This is a genomic window from Mesorhizobium sp. B2-3-2 (assembly GCF_006442295.1).
GTDB lineage: Bacteria > Pseudomonadota > Alphaproteobacteria > Rhizobiales > Rhizobiaceae > Mesorhizobium.
Genome location: NZ_VFWA01000001.1, coordinates 322280 through 339902, shown reverse-complemented (window position 1 = coordinate 339902; position 17623 = coordinate 322280). Strand labels below are relative to the sequence as shown.

15 protein-coding genes are annotated in these 17623 nt (G+C 63.2%); 13 read left to right on the top strand and 2 right to left on the bottom strand.

All coding sequences use genetic code 11. From position 1 onward, the window contains the following. Window positions 1–137 precede the first annotated feature (137 nt). The 8 genes from pdhA to FJ964_RS01565 all read left to right on the top strand — a co-directional run bounded on the left by pdhA (window position 138) and on the right by FJ964_RS01565 (window position 8260). Window positions 138–1175: a pyruvate dehydrogenase (acetyl-transferring) E1 component subunit alpha gene (pdhA, locus tag FJ964_RS01600; RefSeq protein WP_140548599.1), complete on the top strand. Its 1038-nt coding sequence runs from the start codon at window positions 138–140 to the stop codon at window positions 1173–1175. A 15-nt stretch (window positions 1176–1190) separates the two neighbouring features. Continuing rightward, on the top strand, window positions 1191–2582 hold the full coding sequence (locus FJ964_RS01595; RefSeq protein ID WP_140548597.1) for a pyruvate dehydrogenase complex E1 component subunit beta: 1392 nt from the start codon (window positions 1191–1193) through the stop codon (window positions 2580–2582). Between the two features lie 18 nt (window positions 2583–2600). Continuing rightward, a complete protein-coding gene (locus FJ964_RS01590) occupies window positions 2601–4013 on the top strand; it encodes a pyruvate dehydrogenase complex dihydrolipoamide acetyltransferase (RefSeq protein ID WP_140548595.1) in 1413 nt (470 codons plus the stop codon). A 123-nt stretch (window positions 4014–4136) separates the two neighbouring features. Then, complete coding sequence (locus tag FJ964_RS01585; RefSeq protein WP_140548593.1) at window positions 4137–4772, top strand: SGNH/GDSL hydrolase family protein; 636 nt, start codon at window positions 4137–4139, stop codon at window positions 4770–4772. Window positions 4773–4787: 15 nt separating this feature from the next. After that, a complete protein-coding gene (lpdA, locus tag FJ964_RS01580; protein ID WP_140548591.1) occupies window positions 4788–6233 on the top strand; it encodes a dihydrolipoyl dehydrogenase in 1446 nt (481 codons plus the stop codon). Between the two features lie 99 nt (window positions 6234–6332). Next, window positions 6333–6590: a GlsB/YeaQ/YmgE family stress response membrane protein gene (locus FJ964_RS01575; protein WP_140498561.1), complete on the top strand. Its 258-nt coding sequence runs from the start codon at window positions 6333–6335 to the stop codon at window positions 6588–6590. A gap of 134 nt (window positions 6591–6724) precedes the next feature. Then, the gene (lipA, locus tag FJ964_RS01570) at window positions 6725–7690 is read left to right on the top strand and encodes a lipoyl synthase (protein ID WP_140549367.1); all 966 of its coding nucleotides are present in this window, start codon (window positions 6725–6727) and stop codon (window positions 7688–7690) included. Window positions 7691–7804: 114 nt separating this feature from the next. Beyond that, window positions 7805–8260 carry a type II toxin-antitoxin system RatA family toxin gene (locus FJ964_RS01565; protein ID WP_140548589.1) on the top strand — a complete coding sequence of 152 codons (456 nt, stop codon included), beginning with the start codon at window positions 7805–7807 and terminating at the stop codon, window positions 8258–8260. On the opposite strand, the gene FJ964_RS01560 is transcribed toward FJ964_RS01565, so the two are convergent. Both FJ964_RS01560 and FJ964_RS01555 read right to left on the bottom strand, forming a co-directional pair. After that, on the bottom strand, window positions 8239–8745 hold the full coding sequence (locus FJ964_RS01560; RefSeq protein WP_140548587.1) for a CinA family protein: 507 nt from the start codon (window positions 8743–8745) through the stop codon (window positions 8239–8241). The genes FJ964_RS01565 and FJ964_RS01560 overlap by 22 nt on opposite strands. Further along, window positions 8742–9971 (bottom strand): bifunctional 2-C-methyl-D-erythritol 4-phosphate cytidylyltransferase/2-C-methyl-D-erythritol 2,4-cyclodiphosphate synthase, encoded by a 1230-nt coding sequence (locus FJ964_RS01555; protein ID WP_140548585.1) that lies wholly within the window; start codon window positions 9969–9971, stop codon window positions 8742–8744. The genes FJ964_RS01560 and FJ964_RS01555 overlap by 4 nt, the downstream gene beginning before the upstream one ends. Before the next feature lie 238 nt (window positions 9972–10209). Here FJ964_RS01555 and dusB point away from each other — a divergent pair, with 238 nt between their 5' ends. From dusB to FJ964_RS01530, 5 genes are all read left to right on the top strand, one after another. Then, window positions 10210–11232, top strand: a complete 1023-nt coding sequence (gene dusB, locus FJ964_RS01550) for a tRNA dihydrouridine synthase DusB (RefSeq protein WP_140548583.1) — start codon at window positions 10210–10212, stop codon at window positions 11230–11232. After that, window positions 11229–12371: a nitrogen regulation protein NR(II) gene (locus FJ964_RS01545; protein ID WP_140548581.1), complete on the top strand. Its 1143-nt coding sequence runs from the start codon at window positions 11229–11231 to the stop codon at window positions 12369–12371. The genes dusB and FJ964_RS01545 overlap by 4 nt, the downstream gene beginning before the upstream one ends. Continuing rightward, window positions 12368–13828 carry a nitrogen regulation protein NR(I) gene (gene ntrC, locus FJ964_RS01540; RefSeq protein WP_140515418.1) on the top strand — a complete coding sequence of 487 codons (1461 nt, stop codon included), beginning with the start codon at window positions 12368–12370 and terminating at the stop codon, window positions 13826–13828. The genes FJ964_RS01545 and ntrC overlap by 4 nt, the downstream gene beginning before the upstream one ends. 129 nt (window positions 13829–13957) lie before the next feature. Next, entirely contained in the window at window positions 13958–16243 is a 2286-nt protein-coding gene (locus FJ964_RS01535; protein ID WP_181172333.1) for a PAS domain-containing sensor histidine kinase, read from the top strand. Further along, window positions 16233–17594 carry a sigma-54 dependent transcriptional regulator gene (locus tag FJ964_RS01530; protein ID WP_140548579.1) on the top strand — a complete coding sequence of 454 codons (1362 nt, stop codon included), beginning with the start codon at window positions 16233–16235 and terminating at the stop codon, window positions 17592–17594. Before FJ964_RS01535 ends, FJ964_RS01530 begins: the two co-directional genes overlap by 11 nt. Window positions 17595–17623: the final 29 nt, after the last annotated feature.

The window sequence follows — 17623 nt, the reverse complement described above, 5'->3', positions numbered from 1 at the left end:
GCGGAACACGTTCTCACGTGTTAGCCTCCCCAAAATCGGTGGGGAGAGCTGATCTCCCCTGAGCAGATTTCATCTTGCTCGAGCAGATTTCATCTTGCTCGAAATGTCCGCGAAGAGACGCCAACAGGGAGTGATGCATGGCAACCGCAGCCAGGAAAGCGCCTGCCAAGTCGAAATCCGACGGCAAATCGGGCCTTTCCGCGCCCAAACCAGTGGAATTCACCAAGGACGAGGAGCTTGCCGCCTACCGGCACATGCTGCTTATTCGTCGCTTCGAGGAAAAGGCCGGCCAGCTTTACGGCATGGGCTTCATCGGCGGCTTCTGCCATCTCTACATCGGTCAGGAAGCGGTCGTCACCGGTATGAAGATGGCGCTGGTCGACGGTGACCAGATGATCACCGCCTACCGCGATCACGGTCATATGCTGGCGATGGAACTGTCGCCGCGTGGCGTCATGGCCGAACTGACCGGCCGCCGAGGCGGCCTGTCGAAGGGCAAGGGCGGCTCCATGCACATGTTCTCCAAGGAAAAGCATTTCTACGGCGGTCACGGCATCGTCGGCGCCCAGGTCTCGCTCGGCACGGGCTTGGCCTTCGCCAACCGCTATCGCGGCAACAACAATGTCACGCTGACCTATTTCGGCGACGGGGCCGCCAACCAGGGCCAGGTCTACGAAAGCTTCAACATGGCTTCGCTGTGGAAGCTGCCGGTGATCTACATCATCGAGAACAACCGCTATGCCATGGGCACCTCGGTATCGCGCTCCTCGGCGGAGACCGACTTCTCTAATCGCGGCGCCTCGTTCAAGATTCCCGGCATCCAAGTCGACGGCATGGACGTGCGTGCGGTCAAAGCCGCCGGCGATCTCGCCACCGAATGGTGCCGTGCCGGCAATGGGCCGCTGATCCTCGAAATGCAAACCTATCGCTATCGCGGCCATTCGATGTCCGACCCGGCGAAATACCGCTCCAAGGAAGAAGTGCAGAAGATGCGCTCCGAGCATGACCCCATCGAGCAGGTCAAGGCGCGGCTGATCCAGAAGAAGTGGGCAAGCGAAGACGAATTGAAGACCATCGACAAGGAGGTTCGCGACGTCGTCGCCGATGCCGCCGAGTTTGCCCAGCACGACGCCGAGCCGGATCCGTCCGAGCTCTGGACCGACATCGTATTGTAACGGGAGGGCAAGGACATGCCGATCGAAATTCTCATGCCCGCCCTTTCGCCGACCATGGAAGAGGGCAATCTTTCCAAATGGTTGAAGAACGAGGGCGACAAGGTGGTCGCCGGCGACGTCATCGCCGAGATCGAAACCGACAAGGCGACGATGGAGGTTGAAGCTGTCGATGAGGGCACGCTTGCCAAGATCGTGGTTCCCGCCGGCACCGAAGGCGTCAAAGTCAACGCGGTGATCGCCGTGCTGGCCGTGGATGGCGAAGACGTCGACAAGGCCGGCGAAGGCATCGGTGAAGAGCCCGCAAAGGCTGAAGCAGCGGCGCCGTCGCCGGCGCCCGCGGCGGCCAAGAGCGAGGCGGCGGCACCCGTGGCGGCCGCGCCGAAGACGGAAGTCGCCGCCGATCCTGACATTCCTGCCGGTACCGAGATGGTCTCGACCACGGTGCGCGAAGCGCTGCGCGATGCCATGGCGGAGGAAATGCGCCGCGACGGCGATGTCTTCGTCATGGGCGAGGAGGTTGCCGAGTACCAGGGCGCCTACAAGATCACCCAAGGCCTGCTGCAGGAGTTCGGACCGCGTCGCGTCGTCGACACGCCGATCACCGAGCACGGCTTTGCCGGCGTCGGGGTCGGCGCGGCGATGGCCGGCCTGAAGCCGATCGTCGAATTCATGACCTTCAACTTCGCCATGCAGGCGATCGACCAGATCATCAACTCGGCCGCCAAGACGCTCTACATGTCCGGCGGACAGATGGGCGCGCCGATCGTTTTCCGCGGGCCGAACGGTGCTGCGGCTCGCGTCGCCGCCCAGCATTCGCAATGCTACGCCGCCTGGTACAGCCATATACCGGGCCTGAAGGTGGTGATGCCTTATACCGCCGCCGACGCCAAGGGCCTGCTCAAGGCGGCGATCCGCGATCCGAACCCGGTCATCTTCCTCGAAAACGAAATCCTCTACGGCCAGTCCTTCGACGTGCCGAAGCTGGACGATTTCGTGCTGCCGATCGGCAAGGCGCGCATCCATAAGTCAGGCAAGGACGTCACCATCGTCTCCTTCGGCATTGGCATGACCTACGCGGTCAAGGCCGAAGCGGAACTGCGCGGCATGGGCATCGACGCAGAGATCATCGATCTCAGGACCATCCGTCCGCTCGACTTCGACACCATCATCGCCTCGGTGAAGAAGACCAACCGGCTGGTCGTGGTGGAAGAAGGCTTCCCGCAGAACTCGGTCGGCGACCATATCGCCAACCAGGTATCGCAGCGAGCCTTCGATTTCCTCGACGCGCCGGTCATCACCATTGCTGGCAAGGACGTGCCGATGCCCTATGCGGCCAATCTCGAAAAGCTGGCTTTGCCGAATGTCGGCGAGGTCATCGAGGCCGTCAAAGCCGTCTCATATCGCTGAACCGGGCGGGAGGACACAATGCCAATCAACATCACCATGCCGGCCCTCTCGCCCACCATGGAAGAGGGCAATCTGTCGAAGTGGCTCGTGAAGGAGGGCGACAAGGTTTCGCCCGGCGATGTCATTGCCGAGATCGAGACCGACAAGGCCACGATGGAAGTCGAAGCCGTCGATGAAGGCACGGTGGCGAAACTGGTCGTTCCCGCCGGCACCGAAGGCGTCAAGGTCAATGCGCTGATCGCCGTGCTTGCCGCCGAGGGTGAGGACGCAAGTGCCGCGGCGAAAAGCGATGGCGATGCCGCACCGGCGAAAGCGGAGGCCAAGCCGGAGAAGGCGCCAATCTCCCCCCAAGTGGGGGAGATGTCGGCGAAGCCGACAGAGGGGGGCGCTGTCCCGCCGTCCTCTCAGCGCGAGGCGCCCCCCTCCGGCCTGCCGGCCATCTCCCCCACAAGGGGGGAACTCGGCCAATCCTCGGAAGGGCGCACCTTCGCTTCGCCGCTCGCGCGCCGTATTGCCAAAGAGGCGGGCGTCGATGTGTCTGCCGTGACCGGCACCGGCCCGCACGGCCGGGTGGTGAAGGCCGATGTCGATGCCGCTATCGCCGGCGGCGGCGCCAAGGCGGCACCCGCTGCCAAAGGTCCGGCTGGCGCGCCGGCCGCTGCTCCCGCGCCGGTAAAGGCGATGTCGGACGATCAGGTGCTGAAGCTGTTCGAGGAAGGCTCCTATGAACTCGTCCCGCACGACAACATGCGCAAGACCATTGCGCGCCGGCTGGTCGAGGCCAAGACCACCATACCGCATTTCTACCTGACGCTCGACTGCGAACTCGATGCGCTGCTTTCGCTGCGCACGCAGCTCAATGCGGCCGCACCGGTAAAGAAGACCGACAAGGGCGAGGCGCCCGCCTACAAGCTCTCGGTCAACGACATGGTGATCAAGGCGATGGCCATGGCCCTGAAGGCGGTGCCGGATGCCAATGCCTCGTGGACCGAGAGCGCCATGGTCAAGCACAGGCATGCCGATGTCGGCGTCGCCGTGTCGATCCCCGGCGGCCTGATCACGCCGATCATCCGCAAGGCGGATGAAAAGACGCTGTCGGTGATCTCCAACGAAATGAAGGACCTGGCCAGCCGCGCGCGCAGCCGCAAGCTGAAGCCGGAGGAGTATCAGGGCGGCACTACGGCGGTGTCGAACCTTGGCATGTTCGGCATCAAGGACTTTGCCGCCGTCATCAACCCGCCGCATGCGACGATCCTGGCGGTGGGCGCCGGCGAGGAGCGGGCGGTGGTCAAGAACGGCGAGATCAAAATCGCCACGGTGATGTCGGTGACGCTGTCGACCGACCACCGCGCGGTAGACGGCGCGCTCGGCGCTGAACTGCTGGTCGCCTTCAAGAAGCTGATCGAGAACCCGATGGGCATGCTGGTGTAGGAAGAACAAGGCGGTGCGGAAATTCTTCACCGGCTTCTTCGCCGGCGGCTTGGAGGCGCAGGAATTCGCCGTCGTCACCAATGCCGAGGAAGAATACACCCTCGCAAGGGCGGGTTGAGCACGATGAAGACGGTTCTTTGCTACGGCGACTCGCTGACCTGGGGCTACAATGCCGAGGGTGGCCGTCATGCGCTGGAGGATCGCTGGCCTAGCGTGCTGCAGACCGGACTAGGTGACGGCGTGCATGTCATTGCCGAGGGGCTGAATGGCCGCACAACGGCGTTCGACGATCACCTGGCAGGCGCCGACCGCAATGGCGCAAGAACGCTGCCGACGGTGCTGACCACGCATGCGCCGATCGACCTCATCGTCATCATGCTCGGCGCCAACGACATGAAGCCCTGGATCCACGGCAATCCCGTTGCGGCCAAACAAGGCATCCAGCGCCTGATCGACATCGTGCGCGGCCACGACTATCCGTTCGACTGGCCGCCGCCGCAGATCCTCATCGTTTCACCGCCTCTCGTCAGTCGCACCGAAGATGCCGAGTTCAAGGCGATGTTTGCCGGCGGCGACGATGCCTCCAAGCAGCTTGCGCCGCAATATTCCGCGCTTGCCGATGAGGCCGGCTGCGGCTTCTTCGATGCGGGCACGGTGGCCCAGACCACGCCGCTCGACGGCGTCCATCTCGATGCCGAAAATACCCGAAACATCGGCGAGGCGTTGACGCCGCTCGTGCGCGTCATGCTGGAATTGTGATTGAAGGAGAAAATCGTGGCTGAGAACTACGACGTCATCATTATCGGCTCCGGTCCCGGCGGCTATGTCACCGCGGTACGTTCCGCGCAGCTCGGTTTCAAGACGGCGATCGTCGAGCGCGAGCATCTTGGCGGCATCTGCCTGAACTGGGGCTGCATTCCGACCAAGGCGTTGCTGCGTTCGGCCGAGATCATGCATTATTCGGATCATCTGAAGGACTATGGGCTGAAACTCGACGGCAAGGTCAGCGTGGACACGTCGGCCGTCGTCGACCGCTCGCGCAAGGTTTCGCTGCGGCTCAATGGCGGCGTCGCCTTCCTGATGAAGAAGAACAAGGTCGACGTCATCTGGGGCGAGGCCAAGCTGACAAAACCGGGCGAGATCGTCGTCTCCAAGACGGCCAAGAAGCCGATGGAGCCGCAGCCGCCTGTGCCGAAAGGCGTCAAGGGCGAGGGCACCTACACCGCCAAGCACATCATACTGGCGACCGGCGCCCGGCCGCGGGCGCTGCCGGGCATCGAGCCGGACGGCAAGCTGATCTGGACCTATTTCGAGGCCATGGTACCCAAGGAAATGCCGAAGTCGCTGCTGGTGATGGGTTCGGGCGCCATCGGCATCGAATTCGCCTCGTTCTACCGCACCATGGGCGCCGACGTGACCGTCGTCGAACTGCTGCCGGCGGTAATGCCTGTAGAGGACGCCGAGGTGTCGAAATTCGCCCAGAAGCAGTTCGAGAAGCAAGGCATGAAGATCATCCTCCAAGCCAAGGTGACCAAGGTCGAGAAGGGTGCCAACTCCATCACTGCGCATGTCGAGATGAAGGACGGCAAGGTGGAGAAGATCACGGCCGACCGCATGATCTCGGCCGTCGGTGTGCAAGGCAACATCGAGGGCCTCGGCCTGGAGACGCTTGGCGTAAAGACGGAGCGCGGCTGCGTCGTCGTCGACGGCTACGGCAAGACCAATGTGCCCGGCATCTATGCCATCGGCGATGTCGCAGGCCCGCCCATGCTCGCCCACAAGGCCGAGCATGAAGGCGTCGTCTGCATCGAGAAGATCGCCAACTTCCCCGGCGTGCACGCCATCGACAAGCTGAAGATCCCTGGCTGCACCTATTGCAATCCGCAGGTCGCTTCGGTCGGCCTGACGGAAGCGAAAGCCAGGGCCGAGGGCAAGGATATCAGGGTCGGCCGCTTTCAGTTCGCCGCCAACGGCAAGGCCATCGCGCTTGGCGAGGACCAGGGCTTCATCAAGACCATCTTCGACAAGAACGCCGGCCAACTGCTCGGCGCCCACATGGTAGGCGCCGAAGTGACCGAGCTGATCCAGGGTTTTGTCGTGGCGATGAACCTCGAGACGACCGAGGAAGAACTGATGCATACGATCTTCCCGCACCCGACCCTGTCGGAGATGATGAAGGAAAGCGTACTCGACGCCTATGGCCGAGCGTTGAACGCATGATAGATTGGCCGCACGAGACTCAGGTGCGAAAGCCGCAGGAGCTCGACGGCAAGTTAGTTCGTTTCCGGATGCGTTTTTTCTCAAGCAAGGAGAGGGCATATGGACGTGAATGGCGTGGGCTGGATCGCAGCCATCATCATCGGCGGCCTGGCGGGCTGGTTTGCCGAAATGGTCATGAAGAGCAATACCGGCGTCTTGATGAACATCATCTTGGGCATTGCCGGCGCAGTGGTACTGAATGCGATCCTGCGTGCCTTGAACATCGGCGTGTTTGGCGTCGGCTGGACCGCCTACCTGATCACCGGTTTCATCGGCGCCTGCCTGTTGATCTGGGCCGGGCGTCTGGTGCGCCGTTAGTCGGTATCGTTTCCGCCATGCGAAAACGGTTGTGGCGGCATGTTCCGCCGCAGCCTTTTTCTTTGTGCTGAAAAGTCCTAGATGACGTGTAAGTGACGATCGCCGGCGGCGATCGCAAAGAAACCAGGGTTCCGATGGTCACCGTCCTCGACACGATTGCCAATGCGCCGCGGCTGCGCCATCCCGAGAAGGCGCACAAGCCCGACCAGGACGTGCTGCGCAAGCCTGACTGGATCCGCGTCAAGGCGCCGGTATCGAAAGGCTATGCCGAAACCCGCGAGATCGTGAAATCGCATAAGTTGGTAACGGTCTGCGAGGAGGCCGGCTGCCCGAACATCGGCGAGTGCTGGGAGAAGAAGCACGCCACTTTCATGATCATGGGCGAGATCTGCACGCGCGCCTGCGCCTTCTGCAATGTCGCCACCGGCATCCCGACCGCGCTCGATCCGGATGAGCCGGCCCGCGTCGCCCACGCGGTCAAGCAGATGGGCCTCAGCCACGTCGTCATCACCTCTGTCGACCGCGACGACCTCGCCGATGGCGGCGCACAGCATTTCGCCGACGTCATCCGTGCGATCCGCGCGGCGACGCCCTCGACCACGATCGAGATCCTGACGCCTGATTTCCTGCGCAAGGACGGCGCCCTGGAGATCGTCGTGGCCGCCAAGCCGGACGTGTTCAATCACAATTTGGAAACCGTGCCGTCGAACTACCTGACGGTCCGCCCAGGCGCCCGCTATTTCCATTCGATCAGGCTTTTGCAGCGGGTCAAGGAGCTCGACCCTTCGATCTTTACCAAGTCCGGCATCATGGTTGGACTGGGCGAGGAGCGAAACGAAATCCTGCAGCTGATGGACGATCTGCGTTCAGCCAACGTCGACTTCATGACCATCGGCCAGTATCTGCAACCATCGAAAAAGCACCACCCGGTGATCCGCTTCGTCACCCCGGAGGAGTTCAAGTCCTTCGAGACGATCGGCCGGACCAAGGGCTTCCTGCTGGTGGCGTCGAGCCCGCTGACCCGCTCCTCGCACCATGCCGGCGACGACTTCGCCAGGCTGCGCGCCGCGCGCGAAGCGCAGCTCCAGAAATCGCTCTGATGCATGTCGCCCAAAGTGACCTCGGGTTTTGGGAGAACGACATGCACGAGAACAAAGACTCCAAAGCGCGTCGCATGAGTCTGTGTCGACGCGACGCGCTTTAGAGTTGGGTTCATGCCGAAATTCGAAGCCACCCGCCGCGTTGCCCACACGCCGGAACAGATGTTTGCCCTGGTCGCCGACATCGAAGCTTATCCGCAATTCCTGCCGCTTTGCGAGGCGCTTACGGTGCGCTCGCGCAAGGAGCGTGACGGGCGTACCATCCTCGTTGCCGATATGAGCATCGGCTACAAGGCGATCCGCGAGACCTTCACGACGCAGGTGCTGCTGAAGCCCGACGAACGCGCGATCGACGTCAAATACATCGACGGTCCGTTCAAATATCTGACCAATGTCTGGCGATTCGACCCTGCCGACGGCGGCTGCGCCGTCTGCTTCTTCATCGATTACGAGTTCAAGAGCCGCATCCTCGGCGCCCTGATGGGCACGATGTTCGACCGTGCTTTCCGCATGTTTTCCGAGGCGTTCGAGAAGCGTGCTGATGTCATCTACGGTGCAAAACCGGCGTGAGCATGCCCAAGCGCGTGCAATCCCAGCTTAAGTGCATGGCTGACGGTCTCCTGGCGAATGAAATCGCGGCCCTTGTCTGCAAAGAGCTGGCGCTCGGCGATAACCGGCCGACCTGCCAGCGCCAGCCCGAACCAGACGAGGCCGACCGGTTTCTCCGGCGAGCCACCGCCCGGTCCGGCAACGCCGGTGACCGCTAGGGACAGCCTGGCACGCGAATGGGCCAGCGCGCCGGCCGCCATCTCCAGTGCGGTCTCGCGTGAAACCGCGCCATGAGCCTCCAGCGTGGCGGCGGAAACCCCGAGCATGTCCATCTTGGCTTCATTGGAATAGGTGACGAAGCCGCGATCGACCACAGAGGACGAACCGGCGATGTCGGTCAGCGCGGCGATGATCATGCCGCCGGTGCAGCTTTCTGCCGTCGCAAGCATGATGCCGCGCTTCCGGCAGGCTTGCAGCAATGCGTTTGCCAGTTCGCGGTTGCTCATTCCGGCACCTCGCCGGGAAACACAACGCTCGCCGTCGCGATCGCCGCTATGCCTTCCTCGCGTCCGACGAAACCGAGCTTCTCGTTGGTTGTCGCCTTGATCGAGATGCGGTCGGCGGAAATCGCCAGCATCTGCGACAGGGCAGCCGTCATCGCCTCACGATGCGGGCCGACGCGTGGCGCCTCGCAGATCAGCGTGATGTCGGCATTGGCGATGCGCCCGCCGCGCGCGCGTACCAGCTTTGCCGCATGTTCGACGAACAGCCGCGAGGCAGCGCCCTTCCATTGCGGGTCGGAGGGCGGGAAATGCGTGCCGATATCGCCGGCGCCGCAGGTCGCCAGCAGCGCATCGGTAAGGGCATGGAGCCCGACATCGGCATCGGAATGGCCGGACAGTTTCTTGTCGTGCGGGATGGGGATGCCGCATAGCGTGACGTGGTCGCCAGGCACGAACGCGTGGACGTCGTAGCCATTGCCGGTTCTGATATCGGGAAAGCGCATGCGCTCGCTGGAAAGCCGTTGGTCCGCCATGGCGATGTCCCGTGCCCAGGTGAGTTTGACATTGTCCGGCGAGCCGGGAACGAGTTTGACCGGCATCTGCATCCACTCGGCGATCGCGGCGTCGTCGGTAAAGTCGGTTTTGCCGCTGTTATAGGCTTCCTCATGCATCGCCATGATCGCCAGGAATGGAAAACCCTGCGGCGTTTGCGCTGCGTGAAGCCCGCTCCGGGACACTGTTTCAGCGACCATGCCGGCGGCGGATTCGCGTTTGAGCGTGTCGGCAACGGGCAGCGCCGGGAGCGCGCCTTCGCGCTCGCCGATGGCTGCGATCGTGCGGTCGATCAGATCCGCGTCGACGAAGGGGCGCGCCGCGTCGTGGATGAGAACCTTGTCCGGTGCGTGGCTTCTCAGCGCCAGCAGGCCGAGCCGAACCGAATCTTGCCGGGTGGGGCCACCCGCAATTGCCGTGACGCGATCGGCGTGCACGCCGACCGCATGTCGAAAAAGGTCATGATCCTCGGCGTGAATAGCCACGACGAGCGGGCCGATACGCGGATGCGCCAGGAAAATATCGATGACGTGGGCGATGACGGCGCGACCGCCGATCTGCTGATATTGCTTCGGGCCGTCGGCCTGTCCGGCACGCGCGCCGCGGCCGGCCGCAACAATAACCACCGCGACCTTGCCGTCCGCCTCCAAAACCTGATTTTCGCTCGCGTCAGTCATGCCGATTGGCTTAGCGCACGATCCCCAAAAGTGTAATCGGTTTTCGGAGAGATCGTAGGCGAACATGAAGTCCTAAAACGTCCATTGCGTGTCCGTGTAAGGCGCGGCGCTATGCTCGGGACTGCAGCCGAGCTCGGCATTTCCCAATTGCGCCTTAATGTGGCGTCATTCCGCGTTGCACATTGCGGCCGATATGGCTAGAGAATGTGCAGCAAATGAACATGCTTGGTTTTTGTGCATGCTTGACCTGACCAAATTGGCCGCACCTCTCGATGTCGGCGGCGTGAGTATCCGCAATCGCGTGTTCCTCGCGCCGATGTCGGGAATTACCGACGAGCCGTTCCGGCGGCGCGCCCATGCGCATGGCGCCGGCCTGGTCGTGTCCGAAATGGTGGCAAGCGGCGAGCTCGCTAAAGGCAGGGCCGGCTGCGACCTGCGCATACGTCATTCCGGCCTGCCCGTCCATATGGTGCAGCTTGCCGGCCGCGAGGCGGCACACATGGCCGAGGGCGCGCGCATCGCCGCCGGCGAGGGCGCCGATATCATCGACATCAATATGGGTTGCCCCGCCAAGAAGGTGACCGGCGGCTATGCCGGTTCGGCACTGATGCAGAACCTCGATCATGCACTGTCGCTGGTCGACGCCGTGGTCGGCGCGGTCGGTGTGCCGGTGACGCTGAAGATGCGGCTCGGCTGGGACGAAACTGCGCTCAACGCACCTGACCTGGCGCGCCGTGCCGAGCAGGCGGGCGTGAAGATGGTAACGGTGCACGGCCGCACGCGCTGCCAGTTCTACCAGGGCAAGGCTGATTGGCGCGCCATCGCACGCGTCAAGGCTGCCGTGTCGATCCCGGTCGTCGCCAATGGCGATGTGTCTTCGCCTGCGCAAGCAGCCGCTGTTCTGGAGCAGTCCGGCGCGGATGCGGTGATGGTCGGCCGCGCCCACTACGGCGCGCCCTGGGCCGCCGGAACCATCGCGGCCGCGGCGGCGGGCGAGCTTGCCCATCTGCCGGAAAGCGCTGCGGAACTGGCCGACTACATCATTGCCCACTACGAGGACATGCTAGCGCTCTACGGCGTCGAAAGCGGCCTGCGCCAGGCGCGCAAGCACCTCGGCTGGTATCTGGACCGCCATGCCGGCGCCGTCGCCGACGAAAAGCGCAAGGCCATTCTCACGTCGTTCGATCCCGCGCGAACGATCACCTTGCTTCGCGAGGTGTTTTCGGCCGCCGAGCAAACACCCTTGCGGAGCGCCGCATGAACGCCTCCGTCGGCCAGAGCCCGGAAATGGCGGATGCCGCCCAGATCGTGCTCAACACCATCCGCCGTCCGGTGATCATGATCAGCCCGGAGGGGTTCATCACCTTCGCCAACGCCGATGCGGAAGACTTCTTCCGCTCGAGCGCGACGATGCTCGCCCGTAACACGCTGTCAAAGCTCATCCCCTTCGGCAGCCCGTTGCTGACGCTGGTCGACCAGGTGCGCGAGCGCCGGGCCCCCGTCAACGAGTACCGCGTCGACGTGTCGTCTCCGCGTCTCGGCATCGAGAAGGTGGTCGATCTCTATGTCGCCCCGGTGCCGGAGTTTCCAGGCTCCGTCGTGGTGATGTTCCAGGAACGGTCGATGGCCGACAAGATCGACCGGCAGATGACACATCGCGGCGCGGCGCGCTCGGTGACCGGTCTGGCGGCGATGCTGGCTCACGAGATCAAGAACCCGCTCTCCGGCATCAGGGGCGCTGCCCAGCTGCTTGAACTGTCCGCTTCCGACGAGGATCGCGCGCTGACGCGGCTGATCACCGACGAGACCGACCGCATCGTTTCGCTGGTCGATCGCATGGAGGTGTTTTCCGACGAGCGGCCGATCGACCGTTACCCCGTCAACATCCATGTCGTGCTCGACCATGTGAAGGCGATCGCCAAGAACGGTTTTGCGAAAAAAATCAAGATATTGGAGGATTATGATCCTTCATTGCCTCCGGTTTTCGCCAACCGCGACCAGCTCATCCAGGTGTTCCTCAATCTGGTCAAGAACGCCGCCGAGGCGATCGGCGGCGATCCCCAAGGTGAAATCGTCCTGTCGACGGCCTTCCGGCCGGGCATTCGCGTTTCGGTTCCAGGCACCCAGGACCGCGTGTCGCTGCCGCTCGAGTTCTGCGTGCGCGACAACGGTTCCGGCGTCTCGGAGGATATCCTGCCGATCCTGTTCGATCCCTTCATCACCACCAAGCCGAACGGCTCGGGACTGGGCCTCGCGCTGGTGGCCAAGATCGTTGGTGAGCATGGCGGCATCATCGAATGCGAATCGACGCCGCGCGCGACGATGTTCCGCATCCTGATGCCGGCCTGGAAGGAAACGGCGCTCGGCGCCGATGAAGACGCTGAAGGAGACCGCAAATGACCGTTCGCGGCAATATTCTCGTCGCCGACGACGATGCGGCGATCCGTACGGTCCTCAACCAGGCCCTTTCGCGTGTCGGCCACGAGGTGCGCGTGACTTCCAATGCCTCGACGCTGTGGCGCTGGGTGGCGGCGGGTGAGGGCGATCTCGTCATCACCGACGTGGTGATGCCGGACGAGAACGCCTTCGACATGCTGCCGCGCATCAAGAAGGCGCGGCCGGAGCTGCCAGTCATCGTCATGAGTGCCCAGAACACGTTCATGACGGCGATCCGTGCCTCCGAGACCGGCGCCTACGAATATCTGCCGAAGCCCTTCGACCTCACCGAGCTCCTCAACATCGTCAACCGGGCGCTGTCGGAGCCGCGGCGCCCCAAGATCGACGCGCGGCCGGAAGAGCAGCCCGAGACGATGCCGCTGGTCGGCCGCTCGGCCGCCATGCAGGACATCTATCGCATGCTGGCGCGCATGATGCAGACCGACCTGACGGTGATGATTTCGGGCGAGTCGGGCACCGGCAAGGAGCTGGTGGCGCGTGCGCTGCACGAATATGGCCGCCGCCGTGGCGGCCCTTTCGTTGCCATCAATATGGCGGCCATCCCGCGCGACCTGATCGAATCGGAACTGTTCGGCCATGAGAAGGGCGCCTTCACCGGCGCGCAGAACCGCTCAACCGGCCGTTTCGAACAGGCCGAAGGCGGCACGCTGTTCCTTGACGAGATCGGCGACATGCCGATGGAAGCGCAGACGCGCCTGCTGCGCGTCCTTCAGCAGGGCGAGTACACGACGGTCGGCGGCCGCACGCCGATCAAGACCGACGTGCGCATCGTCGCCGCCACCAACAAGGATTTGCGCACGCTGATCAACCAGGGGCTCTTCCGCGAGGATCTTTTCTATCGCCTCAATGTCGTGCCCCTCAGGCTGCCGGCACTGCGCGAGCGCTCCGAGGACGTGCCGGACCTCGTCCGGCACTTCTTCAAGCTCGGCGAGATGGAGGGTCTCCAGACCAAGCGTATCTCGTCGGGCGGCATCGAATTGATGAAGCGCTATCCCTGGCCGGGCAATGTGCGCGAACTGGAAAACCTGGTCCGCAGGCTCGCCGCGCTCTATTCACAGGACGAAATCTCCGCCGAGATCATCGAGGCGGAACTGAAGACCGGCGAACGCCCGGTGGTGCCGGGCGGCGGCAACCTCATTCCCGACGACCTGTCCATCGGCCAGGCGGTCGAGCATTTCCTGCAGCGCTATTTCACCTCGTTTGCCGGCGAATTGCCGCCTGCCGGCCTCTACCAGCGCATTCTCTCGGAGGTCGAATATCCGCTGGTGTTGGCCTCGATGACCGCGACGCGCGGCAACCAGATCAAAGCCGCGGAACTGCTGGGGCTCAACCGCAACACGCTGCGCAAGAAGATTCGCGAACTCGGCGTCAACGTCTACAAATCGTCACGCCAGGCCTGAGCCGGGATCGAGCCGAAGCGCTTTTCCGGGGGACTGGCCGCGAAAGATTTCCGTCCAGGCCACACTTGTTGCATAATCGCCACAATGCGTTGCATAGATCCGACGCAATCACTGGCTCTAGACGGCGACATGGCTTCGCAGGCTCCGACACCGAACGAACCGCTTTTCAACGACCCCGGCACGCGTGACGGGCGCCGGCTGCTGGCGCTGCCCGGCGTGGTGGCGGTGGTCGGTGCGCTGGTCATGGCTGCCATTTCGTTCGCCATTCTGGTCGGCGCGACGCCGATTGCGCCCGACGCCAGGACAACCTGGGCGCTGATCGCGCTCAACGCCGTCTTCGTCCTGTTGCTGATCGCACTGATCGGCCGCGAGGTGCATCGCATCGTCATGGCGCGCCGGCATGGCAAGGCAGCCTCGCGGCTGCATGTGCGCATCGTGGCCATGTTCGCGCTCGTCGCCGCCATCCCCGCCATCATGGTGGCCATCATTGCGTCGATTACGCTCGATATCGGCCTCGACCGCTGGTTCGAGATTCGCACCAAGACGATCGTCAATTCGTCGCTGTCCATCGCCGATGCCTATGTGCAGGAAAACGCGCGCAACCTGCAGGGCACGACGCTGTCGATGGCCTATGACCTCGACGCCTCGCGCACGCTCTATGGCCTCGACCGGACTGGCTTCCTCGATCTGATGAGCAAGGAAGCGGTTGGCCGCTCGCTGGCGCATGCCGCGCTGATCAAGCCCGACGGTTCCTTCGTGATGAGCGCCAAGACCGATGCCGACTTCGCCATGCCGGAACCGCCGGAGGGAGCGGTCGCCAGCGCCACTGATGGCAAGCCGGTTCTGATCGAGCCGCGCACGCGCAACATCATGGGCGCTATCGTCAAGCTGCGTGAGATCGAGGGACTCTACCTCTACACGATCCGGCTGGTCGATCCCGAGGTGATAAAGGCGCGCCAGATCGTCAGATCGAACACCGACGAATATCGCAATCTCGAAGACAACAGGCGCACTTCGCAGGTGGCTTTCGCGTTGCCTTATCTGTCGTTGACTTTGATTATCATCCTGTCGGCAATCTGGACCGGCATTGCCGTGGCCGACCGGCTGGTGCGGCCGATTCGTCAGCTCATCGGCGCTGCCGACGAGGTCGCGACCGGCAATCTCGACGTCGCCGTGCCGGTGCGCCCGTCCGACGGCGACGTTGCCTCGCTCGGTAATACTTTCAACAAGATGCTGCAGGAATTGAAATCGCAGCGCAACGAGATCCTGTCGGCCAAGGATCTGATCGACGAGCGACGGCGCTTTTCGGAAGCGGTGCTGGCCGGTGTCACCGCGGGCGTCATCGGCGTCGATCCCTATGGCATCGTCACCATCGTCAACCGCTCGGCCGAGTCCATGCTGGCCATTTCGGCCAGTGCGGCGCTGGGGCAGAACCTTTCCGCCATTCTCCCGCATGTCGGCCGCGTCTTCGAGATCGGCCGCCAGTCGGGTAAGCCCGTCTATCGCGAGCAGGTGACGTTTTTCCGCGCCGGCACGGAGCGGACTTTCAACGTGCAGATCACCATCGAGGCCGGCGATAACGGCACGGAGGAGAAATCCTACGTCGTGACGGTCGACGACATCACCGATCTGGTCCAGGCGCAGCGCTCCTCGGCCTGGGCCGATGTGGCGCGCCGAATCGCCCATGAGATCAAGAACCCGCTGACGCCGATCCAGCTTTCAGCCGAGCGCATCAAGCGCCGCTACGGCAAGGTCATCACCGAGGACCGTGAGGTCTTCGACCAGTGCACCGACACCATCATCCGGCAGGTCGAGGATATCGGCCGCATGGTCGACGAATTCTCCGCTTTCGCGCGCATGCCGAAGCCCGAGATGAAGTCCATCGACCTGCGCGAAGCCCTGCGCGAAGCCTCGTTCCTGGTCGAGGTGAGCCGTTCCGACATCACGTTCGAGCGCATATTCGGCAACGAACCGCTCAAGGGTACTTTCGACAGCCGCCTGTTGGCGCAGGCTTTCGGCAACGTGATCAAGAACGCCGCCGAAGCGATCGACGGGCTGGAACAGAAGGACGGTTCGCACGGCATAATCCGGATTCAAGCCGGACGTCAGAATGGCGCGATTCGCATCGACGTCATCGACAATGGCAAAGGCCTGCCGCGGGAGAATCGCCAACGGCTGCTGGAGCCCTACATGACCACGCGTGAGAAGGGCACGGGCCTTGGCCTCGCCATCGTCAAGAAGATCGTGGAGGACCATGGCGGCAGGCTGGAGCTCCACGATGCGCCTGCGGATTTCCATGGCGGGCGCGGCGCGATGATCAGCATCATCCTGCCACCTGCGGCCGTGGCGCCAGCGCGCGGCGAAAGCAGGACGGAACACGAAAGAGAAACTGAAAAGGTCGGTAATGGCGTCTGATATTCTGATCGTCGATGACGAGGAAGACATCCGTGAGCTCGTCGCAGGCATACTGAGCGACGAAGGTCACGAAACCCGCACGGCATCCGATGCCGACACCGCTCTGGCGGCCATCGCCGACCGAGCGCCGCGGCTGATTTTCCTCGACATCTGGTTGCAGGGTTCGCGCCTGGACGGCCTGGCTTTGCTGGACGAGATCAAGACCATGCACCCCAACCTGCCGGTGGTGATGATTTCGGGCCATGGCAACATCGAAACCGCGGTCTCCGCCATCAGACGCGGCGCTTATGACTTCATCGAGAAGCCCTTCAAGGCGGACAGGCTGATTCTGATTGCCGAGCGTGCGCTGGAAACCTCCAAGCTGAGGCGCGAAGTTTCCGATCTCAAGCTGCGCAGCGGCGAGACCTTCGACCTGATCGGCATGTCGTCGGCGATGAGCCAGTTGCGCCAGACCATCGAGCGCGTCGCGCCGACCAACAGCCGCGTCATGATCATTGGCCCCTCCGGATCTGGCAAGGAGCTGGCCGCGCGCGCCATCCACACGCTGTCGGCGCGCAAGAGCGCGCCTTTCGTGACGCTGAGCGCCGCCAACATCACGCCCGAACGCATGGAGATCGAACTGTTCGGCACCGAATCGAACGGCGTAGAGCGCAAGGTCGGCGCCCTGGAGGAAGCCCATCGCGGCATCCTCTACATCGATGAGGTGGCCGACATGCCGCGCGAGACGCAGAACAAGATCCTGCGTGTGCTGGTCGAACAGCAGTTCGAGCGCGTCGGCGGCACCAAACGGGTCAAGGTCGATGTCCGCATCATCTCCTCGACGTCGCAGAACCTGGAGGCGATGATCGCCGATGGCCGTTTCCGCGAGGATCTATACCATCGCCTTGCGGTGGTACCGGTGATGGTGCCGGGACTTGCCGAGCGGCGCGAGGACATTCCTTATCTCGTTGACAATTTCATGAAGCAGATCGCCCGTCAGGCCGGCATCAAGCCGCGCCGCATCGGCGATGACGCCATGGCGGTGCTGCAGGCGCACAATTGGCCAGGCAATGTTCGCCAATTGCGCAACAATGTCGAACGGCTGATGATCCTGGCGCGCGGCGACAATGTCGATGCGCCGATCACCGCCGACCTGTTGCCGTCCGAAATCGGCGATGTCATGCCGCGCACGCCGAACCAGTCGGACCAGCACATCATGGCGCTGCCGCTGCGCGAGGCGCGCGAACAATTCGAGAAGGACTATCTGATCGCCCAGATCAACCGGTTCGGCGGCAACATTTCGAAAACGGCCGAGTTCATCGGCATGGAGCGTTCCGCGCTGCACCGCAAGCTGAAGTCGCTCGGCGTCTGACCTGATGTCTTGAAGGGTTCGGCGTTTGA